Source organism: Sporosarcina sp. UB5, from assembly GCF_050859005.1.
Classification (GTDB): domain Bacteria; phylum Bacillota; class Bacilli; order Bacillales_A; family Planococcaceae; genus Sporosarcina.
On record NZ_CP125984.1, the window covers coordinates 3,020,431 to 3,035,837 of the forward strand.

Annotated in this window: 16 protein-coding genes; 2 read left to right on the forward strand and 14 right to left on the reverse strand. The window is 43.0% G+C overall.

Going from position 1 to position 15,407, the window contains the following annotated elements:
- Positions 1 to 13: 13 nt before the first annotated feature.
- Positions 14 to 373, reverse strand: a complete 360-nt coding sequence (locus QM454_RS15215; RefSeq protein WP_432359414.1) for an Asp23/Gls24 family envelope stress response protein — start codon at positions 371 to 373, stop codon at positions 14 to 16.
- 220 nt (positions 374 to 593) lie between these two features.
- Between QM454_RS15215 and rpmB the strand changes: the two genes are divergently transcribed.
- Complete coding sequence (gene rpmB / locus QM454_RS15220) at positions 594 to 782, forward strand: 50S ribosomal protein L28 (RefSeq protein WP_251623931.1); 189 nt, start codon at positions 594 to 596, stop codon at positions 780 to 782.
- Between the two features lie 180 nt (positions 783 to 962).
- Here the strand turns inward: rpmB and spoVM are convergent, their stop codons facing one another.
- From spoVM to gmk, 13 genes are all read right to left on the reverse strand, one after another.
- Complete coding sequence (spoVM, locus tag QM454_RS15225) at positions 963 to 1,112, reverse strand: stage V sporulation protein SpoVM (RefSeq protein ID WP_432359416.1); 150 nt, start codon at positions 1,110 to 1,112, stop codon at positions 963 to 965.
- A gap of 13 nt (positions 1,113 to 1,125) precedes the next feature.
- The gene (locus QM454_RS15230; protein ID WP_432359418.1) at positions 1,126 to 1,779 is read right to left on the reverse strand and encodes a thiamine diphosphokinase; all 654 of its coding nucleotides are present in this window, start codon (positions 1,777 to 1,779) and stop codon (positions 1,126 to 1,128) included.
- Entirely contained in the window at positions 1,779 to 2,444 is a 666-nt protein-coding gene (gene rpe / locus QM454_RS15235; RefSeq protein ID WP_432359420.1) for a ribulose-phosphate 3-epimerase, read from the reverse strand. Before rpe ends, QM454_RS15230 begins: the two co-directional genes overlap by 1 nt.
- Before the next feature lie 2 nt (positions 2,445 to 2,446).
- The gene (gene rsgA, locus QM454_RS15240) at positions 2,447 to 3,331 is read right to left on the reverse strand and encodes a ribosome small subunit-dependent GTPase A (RefSeq protein ID WP_432359422.1); all 885 of its coding nucleotides are present in this window, start codon (positions 3,329 to 3,331) and stop codon (positions 2,447 to 2,449) included.
- Positions 3,332 to 3,345: 14 nt separating this feature from the next.
- The gene (gene pknB / locus QM454_RS15245) at positions 3,346 to 5,313 is read right to left on the reverse strand and encodes a Stk1 family PASTA domain-containing Ser/Thr kinase (RefSeq protein ID WP_432359424.1); all 1,968 of its coding nucleotides are present in this window, start codon (positions 5,311 to 5,313) and stop codon (positions 3,346 to 3,348) included.
- Positions 5,310 to 6,068, reverse strand: a complete 759-nt coding sequence (locus QM454_RS15250) for a Stp1/IreP family PP2C-type Ser/Thr phosphatase (protein ID WP_432359426.1) — start codon at positions 6,066 to 6,068, stop codon at positions 5,310 to 5,312. Before QM454_RS15250 ends, pknB begins: the two co-directional genes overlap by 4 nt.
- Before the next feature lie 62 nt (positions 6,069 to 6,130).
- Positions 6,131 to 7,486, reverse strand: coding sequence for a 16S rRNA (cytosine(967)-C(5))-methyltransferase RsmB (rsmB, locus tag QM454_RS15255; protein ID WP_432359428.1), 1,356 nt, complete (start codon positions 7,484 to 7,486; stop codon positions 6,131 to 6,133).
- Entirely contained in the window at positions 7,483 to 8,424 is a 942-nt protein-coding gene (gene fmt, locus QM454_RS15260) for a methionyl-tRNA formyltransferase (protein ID WP_432359429.1), read from the reverse strand. Before fmt ends, rsmB begins: the two co-directional genes overlap by 4 nt.
- Positions 8,421 to 8,918, reverse strand: a complete 498-nt coding sequence (gene def / locus QM454_RS15265; protein ID WP_432359431.1) for a peptide deformylase — start codon at positions 8,916 to 8,918, stop codon at positions 8,421 to 8,423. Before def ends, fmt begins: the two co-directional genes overlap by 4 nt.
- Before the next feature lie 33 nt (positions 8,919 to 8,951).
- Entirely contained in the window at positions 8,952 to 11,363 is a 2,412-nt protein-coding gene (gene priA / locus QM454_RS15270) for a primosomal protein N' (protein WP_432359433.1), read from the reverse strand.
- On the reverse strand, positions 11,353 to 12,570 hold the full coding sequence (coaBC, locus tag QM454_RS15275) for a bifunctional phosphopantothenoylcysteine decarboxylase/phosphopantothenate--cysteine ligase CoaBC (RefSeq protein ID WP_432364049.1): 1,218 nt from the start codon (positions 12,568 to 12,570) through the stop codon (positions 11,353 to 11,355). Before coaBC ends, priA begins: the two co-directional genes overlap by 11 nt.
- Before the next feature lie 151 nt (positions 12,571 to 12,721).
- Positions 12,722 to 12,946, reverse strand: a complete 225-nt coding sequence (rpoZ, locus tag QM454_RS15280) for a DNA-directed RNA polymerase subunit omega (RefSeq protein ID WP_432359435.1) — start codon at positions 12,944 to 12,946, stop codon at positions 12,722 to 12,724.
- Between the two features lie 3 nt (positions 12,947 to 12,949).
- Positions 12,950 to 13,567 (reverse strand): guanylate kinase, encoded by a 618-nt coding sequence (gene gmk / locus QM454_RS15285; protein WP_432359437.1) that lies wholly within the window; start codon positions 13,565 to 13,567, stop codon positions 12,950 to 12,952.
- Positions 13,568 to 13,698: 131 nt separating this feature from the next.
- Here gmk and QM454_RS15290 point away from each other — a divergent pair, with 131 nt between their 5' ends.
- Positions 13,699 to 15,390 (forward strand): Rqc2 family fibronectin-binding protein, encoded by a 1,692-nt coding sequence (locus QM454_RS15290; RefSeq protein ID WP_432359439.1) that lies wholly within the window; start codon positions 13,699 to 13,701, stop codon positions 15,388 to 15,390.
- Positions 15,391 to 15,407: the final 17 nt, after the last annotated feature.

The following is a 15,407-nucleotide window of genomic DNA, read 5'->3' on the forward strand; positions in this document are numbered from 1 at the left end:
TTTCCTCCTTCTATCAGTTCGTCACCCGAACCCCTTGAACAAATATATTCACTGAATCCACTGTTAACGATAATGTCTTTTTCAATGTATACATCACTTTGGATTGCACTTGGTATGCAACCTCGGAGATTTTTGTGCCATAACCGATTATGACATACATATCGATATGCGTCTCATCTCCAATATTTCTTACGATGACTCCTCTAGCGTAGTTCTCTTTCCCAAGGATGTCTGTCAGTCCATCCCGGATCTGGTGACGTGAAGCCATGCCGACAATTCCATAGCATTCGATTGCCGCCTCGCCCACCACTTGAGCAATGACGTCGTTCGTAATATCTATCGTACCGTATTCGTTTTTCAATTCGATTGACATGAAAGCTTCCCCTCCTGCATCCTTAATAACTAACCCTATTGTACTATACACTAAACCAATAGAAAAGCGTTGACAAAGAAATGCGAATTACATGTAAAGGTTTTTCACTTGAAAGCATCATTAAAAAAGGTTGCATGCTGTTATTTCCTATGATAAAGTATTATGGTATGCGAATTAGATAGTGAATCGCTTAATCAATATTAGCGAGGAGGTCATAAAAATGGCTAAAGAATGTGTAGTTACTGGCCGCAAAGCACGTACGGGAAATGCTCGTTCACACGCAATGAATGCTAACAGACGTACTTGGGGCGCTAACCTTCAAAAAGTCCGTATTCTTGTAAACGGTAAACCGAAACGTGTTTGGGTATCTGCGAGAGCGCTTAAATCGGGTAAAGTACAAAGAGTTTAAACGAAATGCGTAAACGACCGTTGAGGCCCGACAGGCATAAGACGGATCGGCGTAGCGGCGGTTTTTGCCGCATAGCCGATATGGCTTATGACCCGAGGGACTGGTCGTTGGAGCTGGACAATACTGTATCCGCGTTCCGACTATAAGACAAAAAGAAATAAAACGCCAGGCCGAGTAAGTTCAGCCTGACGTTTTTTCTTTTTTCCTTTTTCTGTTTCGCTGGCTTGCAGTAGCTTGGCTTTTCGTCTTTTCATCTTTTTGAAAGACGACCATGCACTTTCGAACAAAGCTACTTAGAAACTTCGGCATCGTAAATGTATAGACTCGCAATTCCCTTCTCCTTTCAGGAATCTGAACTTCTTACCATTAAGCATATGCCTTGGCGGAAGGAGATAGTACAAACTTCTGAAATTGGTTCATTGCTCGTGAATCTCGTCATGCCCATTTCCATCCTTGCGTTTACCGTTTCATATTTAAAACCGGTCAACGTCAGTCCTTCTACAGTACTGCCGAAAGCAAAGAATGAAATATAAGGGAATTGGTCATTTCTTTTTACCCGATGGACACCAGGGTGAAATAAAGAAAGGTCATTAGTAGCATTACGAATAACAAAAGAAATATTCTTATGTTCCCTTTGCATCCGATACATTAAGTGCAATGCCGATTCGAAATGATCCAATCTACCACCAGTAACTCCGGTCAAAATGACTTCCTTCGGATGATAGGCAATCGCACGACCTACGGCAAGCTCCGTGTCCGTCTCATCCTTTTCAGACTGGAATGAATCGACCTGTTTCACAGCTTCTTGGATTCTAGTAAACTCCTCTTTACTCACTGAATCGAAATCTCCGACTGCTTCATCTGGGACAATCCCTTTATCCAATAAATGAATTGCCCCACGATCTACACCGATGAAAATGGTACCTTCTATATTGTAAACAGATAAATCGGGTACCTCTTCTGAAGGTCCGCCCGCACAAATAATTACCCTTTCCATCAACGCAGTACGCTTTCTCCAGCAGCTTTTATTCGTTGCAACGCTTCCGTCCGGTTTTCCTCATTATAAATTGCCGATCCAGCAACTAAAATCGTAGCGCCTGCTTCTACACACGGAATGATCGTTTCCTCGTTGACGCCTCCATCGATTTCAATTTCGATGGACAGCCCTTTTTCCTTAATTAGATCGGACAACTGTTTCACTTTCGGAAGTACGGAATGAATGAATTTCTGACCTCCGAATCCTGGATTGACAGTCATGAATAAAACTAGATCAACATCCTCCAAAATGTGTAAGATATGTTCGACTGGTGTATGCGGATTAAGTACGACACCCGGCTTTACACCGAACGAGCGGATCAATTGAATCGTGCGGTGCAAATGCTTGCAAGCCTCCACATGGACAGTAATATAATCCGCTCCAGCTTTCGCGAACTGTTCAATATATGCATCGGGATTTTCAATCATGAGATGAACATCCAATGGAAGATTCGTTACGGGACGCAACGCCTCTACAACAATCGGTCCCATAGTAATATTCGGAACGAAGTGGCCATCCATCACATCGATATGAATTAGCTCTGCTCCCGCTTTCTCTACGTCTTTCACTTCATCTGCCAACTTTGAAAAATCCGCTGCTAATATGGACGGTGCTATTTTAATCATTGTCAATACCTCGGCTTTCGGTCAGTAATCTCTTGTAAAAAGTGTAAATAATGAGTGTGACGGGACTGCAGGATTTCCCCTGTCTCAACTTTCTTTTTCACGGCACATCCCGGCTCCTTCAAATGCAAACAACCTCTGAACTTACATTCATGTGCTGCGTTTTCCATTTCAATGAAATAGTCTCGTAATTCCTCTTTCTCGATATGATCAAAATCAAGTGAGCTGAAACCCGGAGTATCAGCGACTAGTCCGCCTGCCACTTCCAGCAGCTCGACATGACGGGTTGTATGCCTTCCCCTGCCAAGCGCTTCCGAAATCTCGCCTGTCTTCAAAGAAAGTTCAGGAATCAACGTATTCAGCAATGTCGATTTCCCGACTCCAGACTGACCTGCAAGAACGGTCGTCTTTCCTTCCAATGACGGTTGAAGCAAAGTGAATAGATTCGGATCTTCGATATACGTAAAGATCACATCATATCCAATTTCACGATAGTAGGAAGCAGCTGATTCAGCTTGAAGAAGCTCCTTTTCACCTGCAATGTCTTTTTTCGTCAAACAGATGACCGGCTTTATGCCGACCGATTCAATGACAGTGAGGAATCGATCCAAAAGATGAAGGCTGAAATCAGGTTCAACGATTGAAAACACGAGCAACGCCTGGTCAACGTTTGCAATCGGTGGCCTAACGAGCTCATTTTTCCTTTCATGTACCTCGGTAATTGTTGCGTCATTATCGCCTTCCTGCACAATCGTGACAAAATCACCAACAAGGGGGGTAATCCCTCTATTTCTGAAAACCCCCCGACCTTTACATTGGATAAGATCCTCGTTCTCATTTTTCACATAGTAAAACCCACTAATCGCTTTTCTAATTTGTCCTTCCGGCATCCAATCCCTCCTTCCTATTCGACGTCGTCATCATAATTGAATGTTCTTTCCGCGATTATTAAAGAATCACGATGAACTTTATATCCACCACGTTGGCCTTCTTCCAATTCGACTGTAATTTCTCTTTTCGTATCTTCGGTTATCGTAAATTCTGCAACCGGATCAGTCATCGAATGTTTACTATCTTGGATATAAATTTTAACTATTTGTGGTTCTGGGCTTGAATACTCATCTTCTTCATCGTAATTAGTTGGTTCGTATGGAATAGTAACCGTATCGAAAAACACTTTTACCGATTTCTTCTCCTTACCTTTTGATACGACTACGTCGACTCTCGAACCTTTTTCTAGTTCGGAATCCGGAGATGGTTTTTGTGAAATGACATGGCCTTCCGGGACCGTTTCGGATTCTTCACTACTGACAATAAAAATATTAAAGCCTGATGATTCGGCATAATCGTCCAATTCTTTCCGACTGTAATTGGTTAAGTCAGCAAGTGTTTTCATTTCTTTTCCTGCACTAACTGTAAAGATGATCTCCGTTTCTTCCGGAACAACTTCTTCTCCTGCTTCAGGTATCTGCTTTAAAATTTGTCCTTTCGGGGCATCAGAGAAGACACCTTCTGATGTAATCTTAAAACCGAAACCTTCCAGGAAATTAGCGATTTCTTCATAATCCCTGTTAACGTAATTTGTTAGTTCCATCGTTTCTTTTCCAATACTTACGAAAATGGTAACCGATGATCCGATTTCCAGCTGTTTGTTTACTTCTGGATTTGTTCTGAAAACTTGTCCAGCGGGGTATTCGTATGAATAATCTTCCACCTTCTCTTCAACGACAAATCCTTTTTCTTCTAATAGTGTAATCGCTACCGCTTCATCCAAGCCGACGACATCTGGAACCAATTCGGTTTTAGGTCCAAAAATGGACGACCAAAAAACGACAAGGATGACAGCGGCTGCTAGTAACACTGCCGATAAACCGACGACAATCGGCCATTTTTTTCGTTTCTTCTTCTGTTGTTGAACCGGTTCAGGAACGACTGGCTCGATAACTTTTGTTGCATCCGTATCATCATAATTCGAAGAATTTGTAATTGCTGGGATGACACGTGTTTGATCATCATCGAAAGGAATTGTGAATTTCTCTTCACGCTGCCTTTCGGGTGATAAAACAGTGAGTAAATCCTCATACATTTCATCCGATGACTGATATCTGTATGTAGCATCTTTCGCTGTCGCTTTTAAAATAACATTTTCTACACTTTGCGGAATACCCGGATAAGCTAACCGAACGGAAGGTGTCTCTTCCTGCAAATGTTTTAATGCGATTGCAACTGCTGTTTCTGCAGAAAACGGAAGTTCACCCGTCAATAATTCATAAAAAACGATCCCCAATGAATATATATCCGACTTTCTCGTCGCCATTCCGCCCCTTGCTTGTTCGGGGGATAAATAATGGACTGTACCGATAACTGAATTCGTCTTCGTATGTGCTGTAGCGCTTAAAGCCATCGCAATTCCGAAATCGGTTATTTTTACATTGCCTTCCGTGTCCATTAAAATATTTTGTGGTTTAATATCGCGATGGACAATTCCGTTATGATGTGCATTGGAAATGGCGGATACGAGCTGCCTCATAATTTTGACCGCTTGTTGGACCGGTAAAGGGCCATTTGTATGGATATATTTCTTTAGAGTTTGACCTTCAATATATTCCATTACTAAATAATGAAGCTCTTCTTCCTCTCCGACATCAAAAATATTAACAATATGCGGATGAGACAAGCTAGTCGCAGAAAGTGCTTCCCGTTGGAATCTCTTTTTCAAATCCTGCTCATTTGCGAAATTATAATTTAGCACTTTAATGGCAACATCACGGTCCAAAATGATGTCATGTGCTAAATAGACTTTCGACATACCACCTTCGCCGATTCCCCTGAGCACTTCATAACGACCGCCGATTCGTTTGCCGATCATCATTTGCTCACCTCCGAATCGTAAGGACTCGCTAAAATGACGGAAATATTGTCTTCTCCACCTAATTCATTCGCAAGCTCAACTAACTCAACTGCCTTATCATACAAATCCCCATCGGAAGTGACGATAGTTTGAATGCTCTCATAATCGACTTTATTACTTAGACCATCCGTGCAAATGAGCAAATACGTCTGCTCATCGAGTTTGATCTTGTGAAAGTCGGGCACGATCGATTTTTCAGATCCTACTGCTCGCATAATCCAATTTCGTTGAGGGTGTTTAGCCGCTTCCTCTTCGGTAATTTCCCCGGAGTCAAGCAATATGTTAACGAAAGAGTGGTCCTTCGTAATTTGCTGAATTTCATACCGGTTTATCGTGTAGACTCGGCTATCCCCGATGTGAGCAACAAGACCGTTATTTCCATAGATGAGCACCGCATCCAATGTAGTCCCCATCCCTTTGAAGTCTTCATCATTTTCAGCTATTTCGAATAATGTTTTGTTGATGTGCAACACCGTCTCTTGAAGCCATTCTTTCCAGTCTTCTTCTTCCATACTTGCGGGATTATCCACTTTCAAAAACTGTTCGCCAAGTATGCCGACTGCCGTTGAGCTTGCAAAGTCCCCGCCTCGATGGCCTCCCATGCCATCCGCGACAACTGCGAGCGTCGGACCGTCCTGGATTGCAAAGATTGCCGCGCTATCCTCATTTACTGTCCGTTTTTTTCCGATATCTGTCACTACTTCAAACCGCAACACTCGTCCCCCCCTTTTAAATCTTCATTTACCCTTATCCTATGCTCGACGTTAGTAGTCGAACTTTAATCCTTCCTCTTACGGAAAGCTGCTACGAAAAATCCATCGCTACCAAAATGATGCGGCAATACTTGCAACAAATCATCTTTAATTGCCAAGGAAGCATTATTCTCTAACATATCGAGCGAAGCGATCTCCATATCTGGATATTTTTCCAGGAATGTGCGTACCATCCCTTCGTTTTCATCGTACTCGATTGTACATGTGCTATAGACAATGATTCCATCATCTTTTATTAACCGATAAGCTGTATCGAGCAATTGTCCTTGAATTTCTGTCAAACTTTTCAAGTCTTGTTCCGTCTTATTGTATTTTATTTCAGGCTTCCGACGAATTACTCCTAGACCACTGCAAGGAGCATCAACAAGAATTCGGTCAAAGGAGGCAGGTTCGTAAACGGAGTCCAACTCTCGGCTGTCTCCACTTTTCGTTTTAATCGATTGGATGCCGAGACGGTTCGCATTCGATTCGATAAGTGTAAGTTTATGGTCGTGTAAATCATGTGCGTATATTTCGCCTTTGTCATTCATCTGTTCGGCAATGAATGTCGTTTTTCCACCTGGAGCAGCACACATGTCCAACACTTTCATATTAGGCTTCACGTCAAGTGCAAGTACAGGAAGCATGGAACTTTCATCTTGAATCGTCAACAAACCTTTTTCGAATGCTTCAGTATTCGCTAAGCTTCCACTTGACGCTTGAATGCTCAACGGAATAACTTCTCCTTTTGACGTTTCAATTCCTTCCTTTTCTAGTTCCTTCATCGCTTCGTCGACTGTCGCTTTCAACGAATTGACCCTTGCCGTCATACGAGCGGGATGATTGTTCTCATGAGCCATCGCAAAAGCTTCTTCCTTACCGAATTGCTTCACCCATCGTTCAATTAGCCAAGCAGGATGACTCGTTTCAACCGACATTCTTTCAATTTCGTCCTCAATCTCTTCAAGCTGGCGGACGCCTTTTCGCAAGACAGAACGTAAAATGCCATTTACAGTTGACGCTATCCCTTTATGTCCTCTTCTTTTCGAGATTTCCACTGCTTCATGAACGACTGCGTGTGGAGGAATTTTCGTCAAATAGACAATTTGGTAAATCGATAAACGCAATAATTCTCTTACCCATGGGTCCAACTTCCCTTTTACGAATGGCTCTAGATAATAATCCAATGTTAGCCGATGTTGCAAAGTACCATATGTTAATTCGGTTAATAAATTTCTGTCTTTCGGATCAATATTGTATTTCTTGATCGTCCGGTTGAGCAGAAGGTTGCTGTAAGCCTGATTCTGATTGATTTCCATCAATATTGATAATGCAGCATCCCGAACATTGCCGTTCCAAATCCTCTTTTTGGCATTTGTCATTCGAATTGGTCCCCTTCATCCCATTTGGCTCCGACGCCATTCAAGAATTCTTCCGCTAACAATCGTTTTTTGCCGGCAGGCTGTAATTCAGTGATCGCAATCGATGTTTCATCGCCTGTTTTGATAATGAGTTTGTCTTTCAATAATTTAATAATTGTTCCTGGTGTAGCCTCAATAGTGATGTCGGATTTTTCCGCTTTCCAAATCTTCACGTTCTCTCCTTCAAATACAGAATACGCTCCAGGCCACGGATACAATCCTCGGATTTGATTGAAAATATCGTTGCCACTTCGTGACCAGTCGATTTTTTCTTGTTCGCGAGTTATATTTCCTGCAAATGAAACGAAGCTTTCATCTTGAGGAATCCGTTCATTCGTGCCGGCAATAATGGAAGGCAATGTCTCTTTCAATAATGTAGTGCCTGCAACCGACAACTTTTCGAATAGAATTCCAGTATTGTCCTCTTCAGTAATCGGAACTGTTATTTGTGAAATGATGTCACCCGCATCGAGCTTTTCCACCATATACATAATTGTGACGCCAGTTTCCGTCTCGCCATCGATAACTGCTTGGTGGATAGGTGCGCCTCCACGGTATTTCGGTAACAACGAAGCATGGACATTAACGCACCCTAGACGAGGAGCATCGAGAAGATTTTTCGGTAGAATCTGTCCGTATGCAGCTGTGACAATTAAGTCTGGCTTCATTTGTATGAGTGCCTCAAGTTCTTCTGAAGCTCTTAGTTTTTCAGGTTGCAACACATGCAAGCCTAGTCGAATTGCCTCTTCTTTTACTGGTGGAGGAGTGAGCACCCGCTTCCTTCCAACAGGTCGATCAGGTTGAGTGACGACTGCAATGATGTCAAAACCTTCCTTGTGCAACATCGTCAAGACTGGAACTGAAAAGTCGGGAGTCCCCATGAATACGATTTTTGTCATTCGATTGTATCCTCCTCGTTCATCTCTTCAAATTCCTCCGGATCAACAATCCGTGTTATTTTCGAATCAAATAATATTCCATCCAAATGATCAATTTCATGCAAAATTGCCCGCGCTTCGTAGTCTTCCGCTTCGAGTTCGTATAATGAGCCATCCCGCTCCTGTGCTTCGATACGCACGAAAAATGGACGTTCCACTTCTCCGTAGAGATCCGGGAAACTTAAGCAGCCTTCCACTTCTACGACAGAACCTCCAATTGCTGTGACTACAGGGTTTACCATTTCGATGACATCATTTCCTTCTCCCATATCAACGATAGCAACTCGGACGAGCTCTCCCACTTGAGGAGCCGCAAGTCCAACACCATCCGCATGAACCATCGTGTCATACATATCATCAAGCAGTTTAGCTAATTTCTCATCAAACTTCTCCACTTCCTTGCAACGCTGTGTTAGCAACATTGAAGGACTTTTTACGATTTCTAGTATTGCCAATTCAATTCCTCATTTCTAACATGTCTGTATCGATTAAAAAATAGAAGTCGGATCCATATCCACTGTCATGGTAAGACCTTCCTTCATCCAATTCGTACGATACATTCTAATTAATTGCTGAAGCGTTTCAATTAGCTTCGGCTCTTTTTTGTATTTTATCAAACATTGGTATCGATATCTATTGTTCACACGACTGATCGCAGCCGCAGCCGGACCAATAATGACGGTAGTTGGGGATAATGAACTTTTCAAGTAGCGGCTCCCTTTTTCTGCAAAGTCAGCGACTTTCAATAAATCCTCATGCGAAAACTGTACAAGCGTTATAAAAAAGAATGGAGGATAGCCAAATTGTCTCCGTGATGACATCTCCAAATAATAAAACGTCTCGTAATGTTGTGTTTTTGCTAATTCAATCGCATAGTGTTCCGGCGAATATGTCTGGATGAAAACTTCCCCTTCCAAATCATGTCTTCCCGCTCTTCCACTTACTTGTGTCATCAATTGAAACGTTTTTTCCGCAGCTCGGAAATCCGCCAAATGCAACGTCGTATCCGCTGCTAACACCCCGACTAAAGTTATGTTTGGGAAGTCGAGCCCTTTTGCAATCATCTGTGTACCAAGGAGAATATCCGCATTCCCTTCACTAAATTGACGAAGTATGCGTTCGTGTGAGCCTTTTTGTCTTGTTGTATCTACATCCATCCGGAGTACTCGTGCTTCTGGGAATAGTTTAGAAATTTCCTCTTCTGCCTTTTGAGTCCCTGTCCCAAAAAACCGGATATGCTCGCTTTCACATTCCGGACAAGCGTGCGGCACCCGCTCTTCATATCCGCAATAATGACATTTCAAGCTCTCACTCGCCCGGTGATACGTTAAAGAAATATCGCAGTTCGGACATTGGACAACCGTACCGCAATCCCTGCACAATACGAAAGACGAGAATCCTCTTTTATTTAGAAAAAGGACGGTCTGCTCTTTTCTCTCTAAGCGAAGACGGATTGCATCCGCCAATTGAACGGAAAACATCGAACGATTTCCTTCCTTCAATTCCTCTCTCATATCGACGACCGTGACGGCAGGTAGAGGTTGGTTCTTCGCCCTTCTCGAAAGTTCCAATAATGTATAGACATCTTTCGAAGCCCGGGCGTAAGACTCGAGAGAAGGGGTCGCGCTTCCGAGGATGACCGGGCAGCCGTAATATTCCGAACGCCAGATAGCCACATCCCTTGCATGGTATCGTGGCGTATCCTCCTGTTTATAAGTCGATTCATGCTCTTCATCGAGAATGATAATCCCAACATTTTCAAATGGAGCAAAGATGGCGGATCTTGCTCCGACGACAACCTTCACTTCCCGGCGGTGGATTTTTCGCCATTCATCATATTTTTCACCAGCGGATAACCCACTATGCATGACTGCAACTTGACTTCCGAATCGTTCTTGGAACCGAGCTGTCATTTGAGGGGTCAATGAAATTTCGGGAACGAGGACAATCGCTTCCTTCCCTTCATCTAGTACATGCTTAATTGCTTGTAAATAGACTTCTGTTTTCCCGCTTCCAGTGACGCCATGCAGTAAAAACGTTTCGGCCTTTTTGGCATCAGCAGCCTCTTTCACTTTATCAAGAGCGGCTTGCTGTTCATCTGTCAACTGTAGAGGTATTGGTGTATCAAGGAGCTTTGGGGCATCCGGTTCACGATACGTTTCAACATACTCTTCCGTCGCCCCGCCCTTTTCAATGACAGCTTTGAGAACCGGATTTTGTATGCCGGACTCATTCAATAGTTTTGCTGCCTCCATTGTCTTCCCTGCATTGTCCATCATCCATCTAATTAATTCCGCCTGCTTCTTTGCGTTTGGGTGGATTGTGAGTAGCATGTCGTCTAGCGTTTCCGAATTACCGATGTGAATAACCCGGACTTTCTTTACTTCCGTCTGTTGGCTAATTGCCGTATCTACAGAAACGATTCCTTTTTCCGCATAGTCTTTGACCAGCTTCAAAATGGCTGAATCTGTAATCTGCTTTAGCGGGATACGTGTACGTCCATTCATTTCAAATAAAAATCGAGCATCATCTATTTCAGCAGGCTTTTCAATTTTAATGAATTTCTCGTATTTCGCTCGCATTGCTGCCGGTAGCATCACTTGCAAAGCATCAATTTCATAAGATAACGTCTCTCTCGCCATTTTTTTTGCTAAACCCATTAACTCCGTAGAAAGAACGGGCTCCAAGTCGATTAGTTCATCAATTTTCTTCAGTTTATGCTCTTCAATTTCACTTTCCGACTTCAGTCCAGTCACATAGCCAATTACTTTTCTCGGTCCAAAAGGGACTTTTACCCTTGATCCACATTCAATTACGTTTTCCATATGGGCGGGAACAGCGTAGTCAAAGGGACGATCAATTGGATACGCTGACACATCGACAATGATTTCAGCTATCATTTGGTACGTCCCTCTCCAAGTCCAAAATCGTTTTCACGAGCACTTTGGCTAATTGCTTTTTATGCATCGCTTCGAAAGGATACGTTTTCCCCTTTCTCGATAATAACGTGACGACATTCGTATCATTGCCAAATCCACCATCCGGATCAGTTACATCATTGACAATAATATAGTCTAAGTTTTTATCGGATAGCTTCTTCATGCCATATTCAATTGCGTCATTCGTCTCCGCCGCAAACCCGACAAGAATCTGTTCCTTTTTCCGTTCGCCTAATGTTTTAAGAATATCAGTTGTCCGTTCGAGCTCAATGGATGAATCGCCATCTTGCTTCTTCATCTTTTGCGAATGTTGCTCTTTTGGACGATAATCCGCTACAGCAGCCGATTTGATAACTACATCTGCGTTATTAAATTCACTTAATACCGCTTCCAGCATTTCTGCAGCACTTTCAACGTTAATAAGTTGGACGCCATTTGGAATCGGCAATTCAACCGGACCGGATATTAAAACTGTTTCCGCCCCAAGAGCTACAGCCGCTTCTGCAAGTGAATACCCCATCTTACCGCTCGAAAAATTAGAAATATAACGTACAGGATCGATTCGTTCCCTAGTCGGTCCGGCTGTTACGACGACCTTTTTCCCTGCAAGGGGTAGATCGGTCACTTGTGAAAACTTCTCCATAATAAGTTGGACAATTTTTTCCGGCTCCTCAAGTCTGCCTTTGCCGACATAGCCGCATGCTAAAAACCCTTCCGCCGGCTCTATAAATCGGTAACCGTCTTCATGAAGCTGTTGGATGTTCCGGATAACAGCCTTGTTTTCATACATATGTACATTCATTGCCGGTGCAATCCAAACTTCAGCCGTCGTGGCGAGAAGAGTTGTAGTGACCATATTATCCGCAATGCCGATTGCTAGCTTGCCAATAACATTTGCAGTTGCAGGCGCGACAATAACAAGGTCCGCCCAATCAGCCAAGTCAATATGAGCGACAACACTCGAATCCTTTTCGTCAAATGTATCGTAATATACATCATTCCGCGACATCACTTGAAAGGAAAGCGGAGTTACGAACTCCATCGCCGAATCCGTCATAATTACTTTTACTTCGGCACCTGCTTGTGTCAGTTTACTAACAAGTGCTACCGCTTTGTAAACGGCGATTCCGCCGGTTACACAGACGAGTATTTTTTTATTCAACAACAGCCCCACCCTTTCTCTTCGTTAACGTCATATGTAATGCATGTCCAAAATCGGACGATTGACAACGTGAATGCTTTTAAAAATGACAAACTCCCAAAGAACATCTATTTCTAAGGGAGTATGCAAACTTATTCAAATGCTTAAAAAATGTCCATCATACTTCGTCTTCGTACACGATTGAAGCATCCTGTACTTGTTTTGTTAATGCTCCGGCAGCAACTTCTTCTAAAGCTTTTCCGACGTACTTATGTGAAGTATATGTTTGAAGCAACATATTTTCACTTTCCTGCATTTCACGGGCGCGCTTAGCAGCAAGTGTAACGAGTGTGTATTTCGAGTCAATTTTATCCTTTAATGAGTCTACGGATGGATATAACATATTTTATTCCCCTTCCAACATAAGTAAATATCTTTTTTCCACACGTTCGCGGCGGCAATGCTCAGCGGTAACGATGGCGTTAATGCGATCACAAGCTTTAGATACTTCATCATTTTCAACTACGTAGTCATACAAGTTCATCATTTCAAGCTCTTCGCGTGCTTTCGTTACTCTACTTGCAATGACATCCGCTTCTTCCGTCCCTCTGCCGATTAAACGATCTTCAAGTTCGGACAGACTCGGCGGTGCAAGGAAAATGAATAAAGCATCAGGAACTTTTTCACGAACTTGGGCAGCGCCAACAACTTCGATTTCCAGGAATACGTCCCTTCCGGCGTCCAATGTCTCGTTCACATAATCTAATGGAGTACCGTAATAATTGCCGACATACTCGGCGTACTCCAATAACTTTCCTTCTTTCATCATTTGTTCAAACTCATTGCGAGTCCTAAAGAAATAATCGACACCGTCCTGTTCACCTTCACGGGGGCTTCTCGTCGTCATCGATATCGAGTATTCGTAGTTCGTATCAGGTTGTTGAAAAAGCTCTTTTCTGACGGTCCCTTTTCCGACACCGGATGGCCCGGACAGGACAATGAGCAGTCCTCGTTGTTTGTACATATAATCCCTCTTCTTATGTATTCTCTAGCTTTAGTTGTTCCATTCATCTTAGCAAACAATCTTATCATATTATAACATATCGCACCGAGAGAGTGCTAAAATGGTACAAAACGTTTGAAAGAGGAATCATCATGGCATTTGACGGTTTATTCACGGCAGCAATGGTCGAAGAGCTGCAACAAATTAAAGACGGCCGAATTTCAAAAATCCATCAGCCTAACACGCAAGAAGTCGTTCTATTAGTGCGTGCAGGCAGAATCAATCATAGACTTCTTATATCCACTCACCCATCGTATTCCCGTGTCCAATTGTCGGATGAAACGATTACGAACCCTGCGGAACCTCCGATGTTTTGTATGGTGTTACGCAAACATCTTGAAGGCGGGATGATTGAATCCATTACTCAATCAGGGAATGATCGGATCATCTCATTCGATATTCGTGCAAAAGATGAAATCGGAGATGATATTCATCGTCGATTAATTGTAGAAGTTATGGGAAGGCATAGCAACTTGCTGCTCATCGATCCTGAGCGCAATATGATCATCGATAGTATAAAACATTTACCGCCTTCCGTGAATAGCTATCGTACAGTTTTACCTGGACAACTATATGTCCCTGCCCCACCTCAAGAGAAACTAGATCCTTTTGAGTTGGATGAAAAGGAGTTCCTAGCATTATTGCCAGAATGGGAGAATGCCAAACAGGTAGTCGGCAAACTTTCAGGTTTTTCCCCGATACACGGAACGGAGCTTCTCTATCGATTGAATGAAACTGCTGAAAGTGATGCGTATAGCGTATTCAAGGCATTCCTTTCTTCATTCAAAGGCGAAAAGCAAACACCAACCATTGCCGAGGTTGGGAATAAAACCATTTTTTCAGCGACATCGTTAACGTATGCAGATCATGTAGTCGCGACGTTTGAAACACTCGGGGAGCTACTTGACAAGGTCTATTTCGCTCGAGCAGAACGGGAACGGGTGAAGTCCCAGGCAGCCGACTTAGAGCGCTGGCTCGATAATGAGATTGCGAAATTGAAATTAAAGATGGAAAAGCTCGGCAAGGAACAGACAGCTGCCGAAAAACTGGATACATTCCAATTATACGGTGAGCTGCTCACAGCTAATAGCTACGCGATCGATAAAGGGGATACGGAAGCGGTCGTCGATAACTATTACGAAGAAGGTACGACGGTCACGATCCCGCTCGATCCGAGGAAAACGCCAATCGAAAATGCACAGCGTTATTATTCACGCTATACGAAGGCGAAAAATGCATTGATTATGATTGCGGACCAGTTGGAGAAAGCGAAAGAGGATATCGATTATTTCGAGATGATTAAACAGCAGGTCATGCAAGCTTCTCCTGAAGATATCGATGAAATTCGTGAGGAATTAGCGGAGTCAGGATTGATGCGAGCGAGAAAAGGAAGGAAAAAACAGAAGCCGAAAAAGCCTTCTCCCGAGTCGTATATGTCATCATCCGGCATTCCGATTTCGGTCGGGAAAAATAATAAACAGAATGATTATTTGACATTCAAAATTGCGGCACGAGATCATGTATGGCTTCATACGAAAGATATACCTGGATCGCACGTCGTTATCCATGATGCGAATCCCGATGAGCAGACGATTGAGGAAGCTGCGATTCTTTCGGCATATTTCAGTAAGGCGAGAGGTTCGTCAGCTGTTCCGGTCGATTTTACGGAAATTCGTCATGTGAAAAAGCCGAATGGTTCAAAACCAGGTTTTGTTATTTACTTTGAGCAGAGGACGTTGTTTGTAACGCCTGATGAGGATGTTGTTCGGAAGTTAAGGAAGTGAAAAAAGGATTGCCATCA

What these genes read in the sequence shown, in the direction of transcription:
- priA (WP_432359433.1), bottom strand. Translation starts at nt 11,363, where the DNA reads ATGATAGCTGAAATCATTGTCGATGTGTCAGCGTATCCAATTGATCGT.
- rpe (WP_432359420.1), bottom strand. Translation starts at nt 2,444, where the DNA reads ATGATTAAAATAGCACCGTCCATATTAGCAGCGGATTTTTCAAAGTTG.
- rpmB (WP_251623931.1), top strand. Translation starts at nt 594, where the DNA reads ATGGCTAAAGAATGTGTAGTTACTGGCCGCAAAGCACGTACGGGAAAT.
- QM454_RS15290 (WP_432359439.1), top strand. Translation starts at nt 13,699, where the DNA reads ATGGCATTTGACGGTTTATTCACGGCAGCAATGGTCGAAGAGCTGCAA.
- gmk (WP_432359437.1), bottom strand. Translation starts at nt 13,567, where the DNA reads ATGTACAAACAACGAGGACTGCTCATTGTCCTGTCCGGGCCATCCGGT.
- QM454_RS15230 (WP_432359418.1), bottom strand. Translation starts at nt 1,779, where the DNA reads ATGGAAAGGGTAATTATTTGTGCGGGCGGACCTTCAGAAGAGGTACCC.
- pknB (WP_432359424.1), bottom strand. Translation starts at nt 5,313, where the DNA reads ATGATGATCGGCAAACGAATCGGCGGTCGTTATGAAGTGCTCAGGGGA.
- rsmB (WP_432359428.1), bottom strand. Translation starts at nt 7,486, where the DNA reads ATGACAAATGCCAAAAAGAGGATTTGGAACGGCAATGTTCGGGATGCT.
- rsgA (WP_432359422.1), bottom strand. Translation starts at nt 3,331, where the DNA reads ATGCCGGAAGGACAAATTAGAAAAGCGATTAGTGGGTTTTACTATGTG.
- QM454_RS15215 (WP_432359414.1), bottom strand. Translation starts at nt 373, where the DNA reads ATGTCAATCGAATTGAAAAACGAATACGGTACGATAGATATTACGAAC.
- rpoZ (WP_432359435.1), bottom strand. Translation starts at nt 12,946, where the DNA reads ATGTTATATCCATCCGTAGACTCATTAAAGGATAAAATTGACTCGAAA.
- fmt (WP_432359429.1), bottom strand. Translation starts at nt 8,424, where the DNA reads ATGACAAAAATCGTATTCATGGGGACTCCCGACTTTTCAGTTCCAGTC.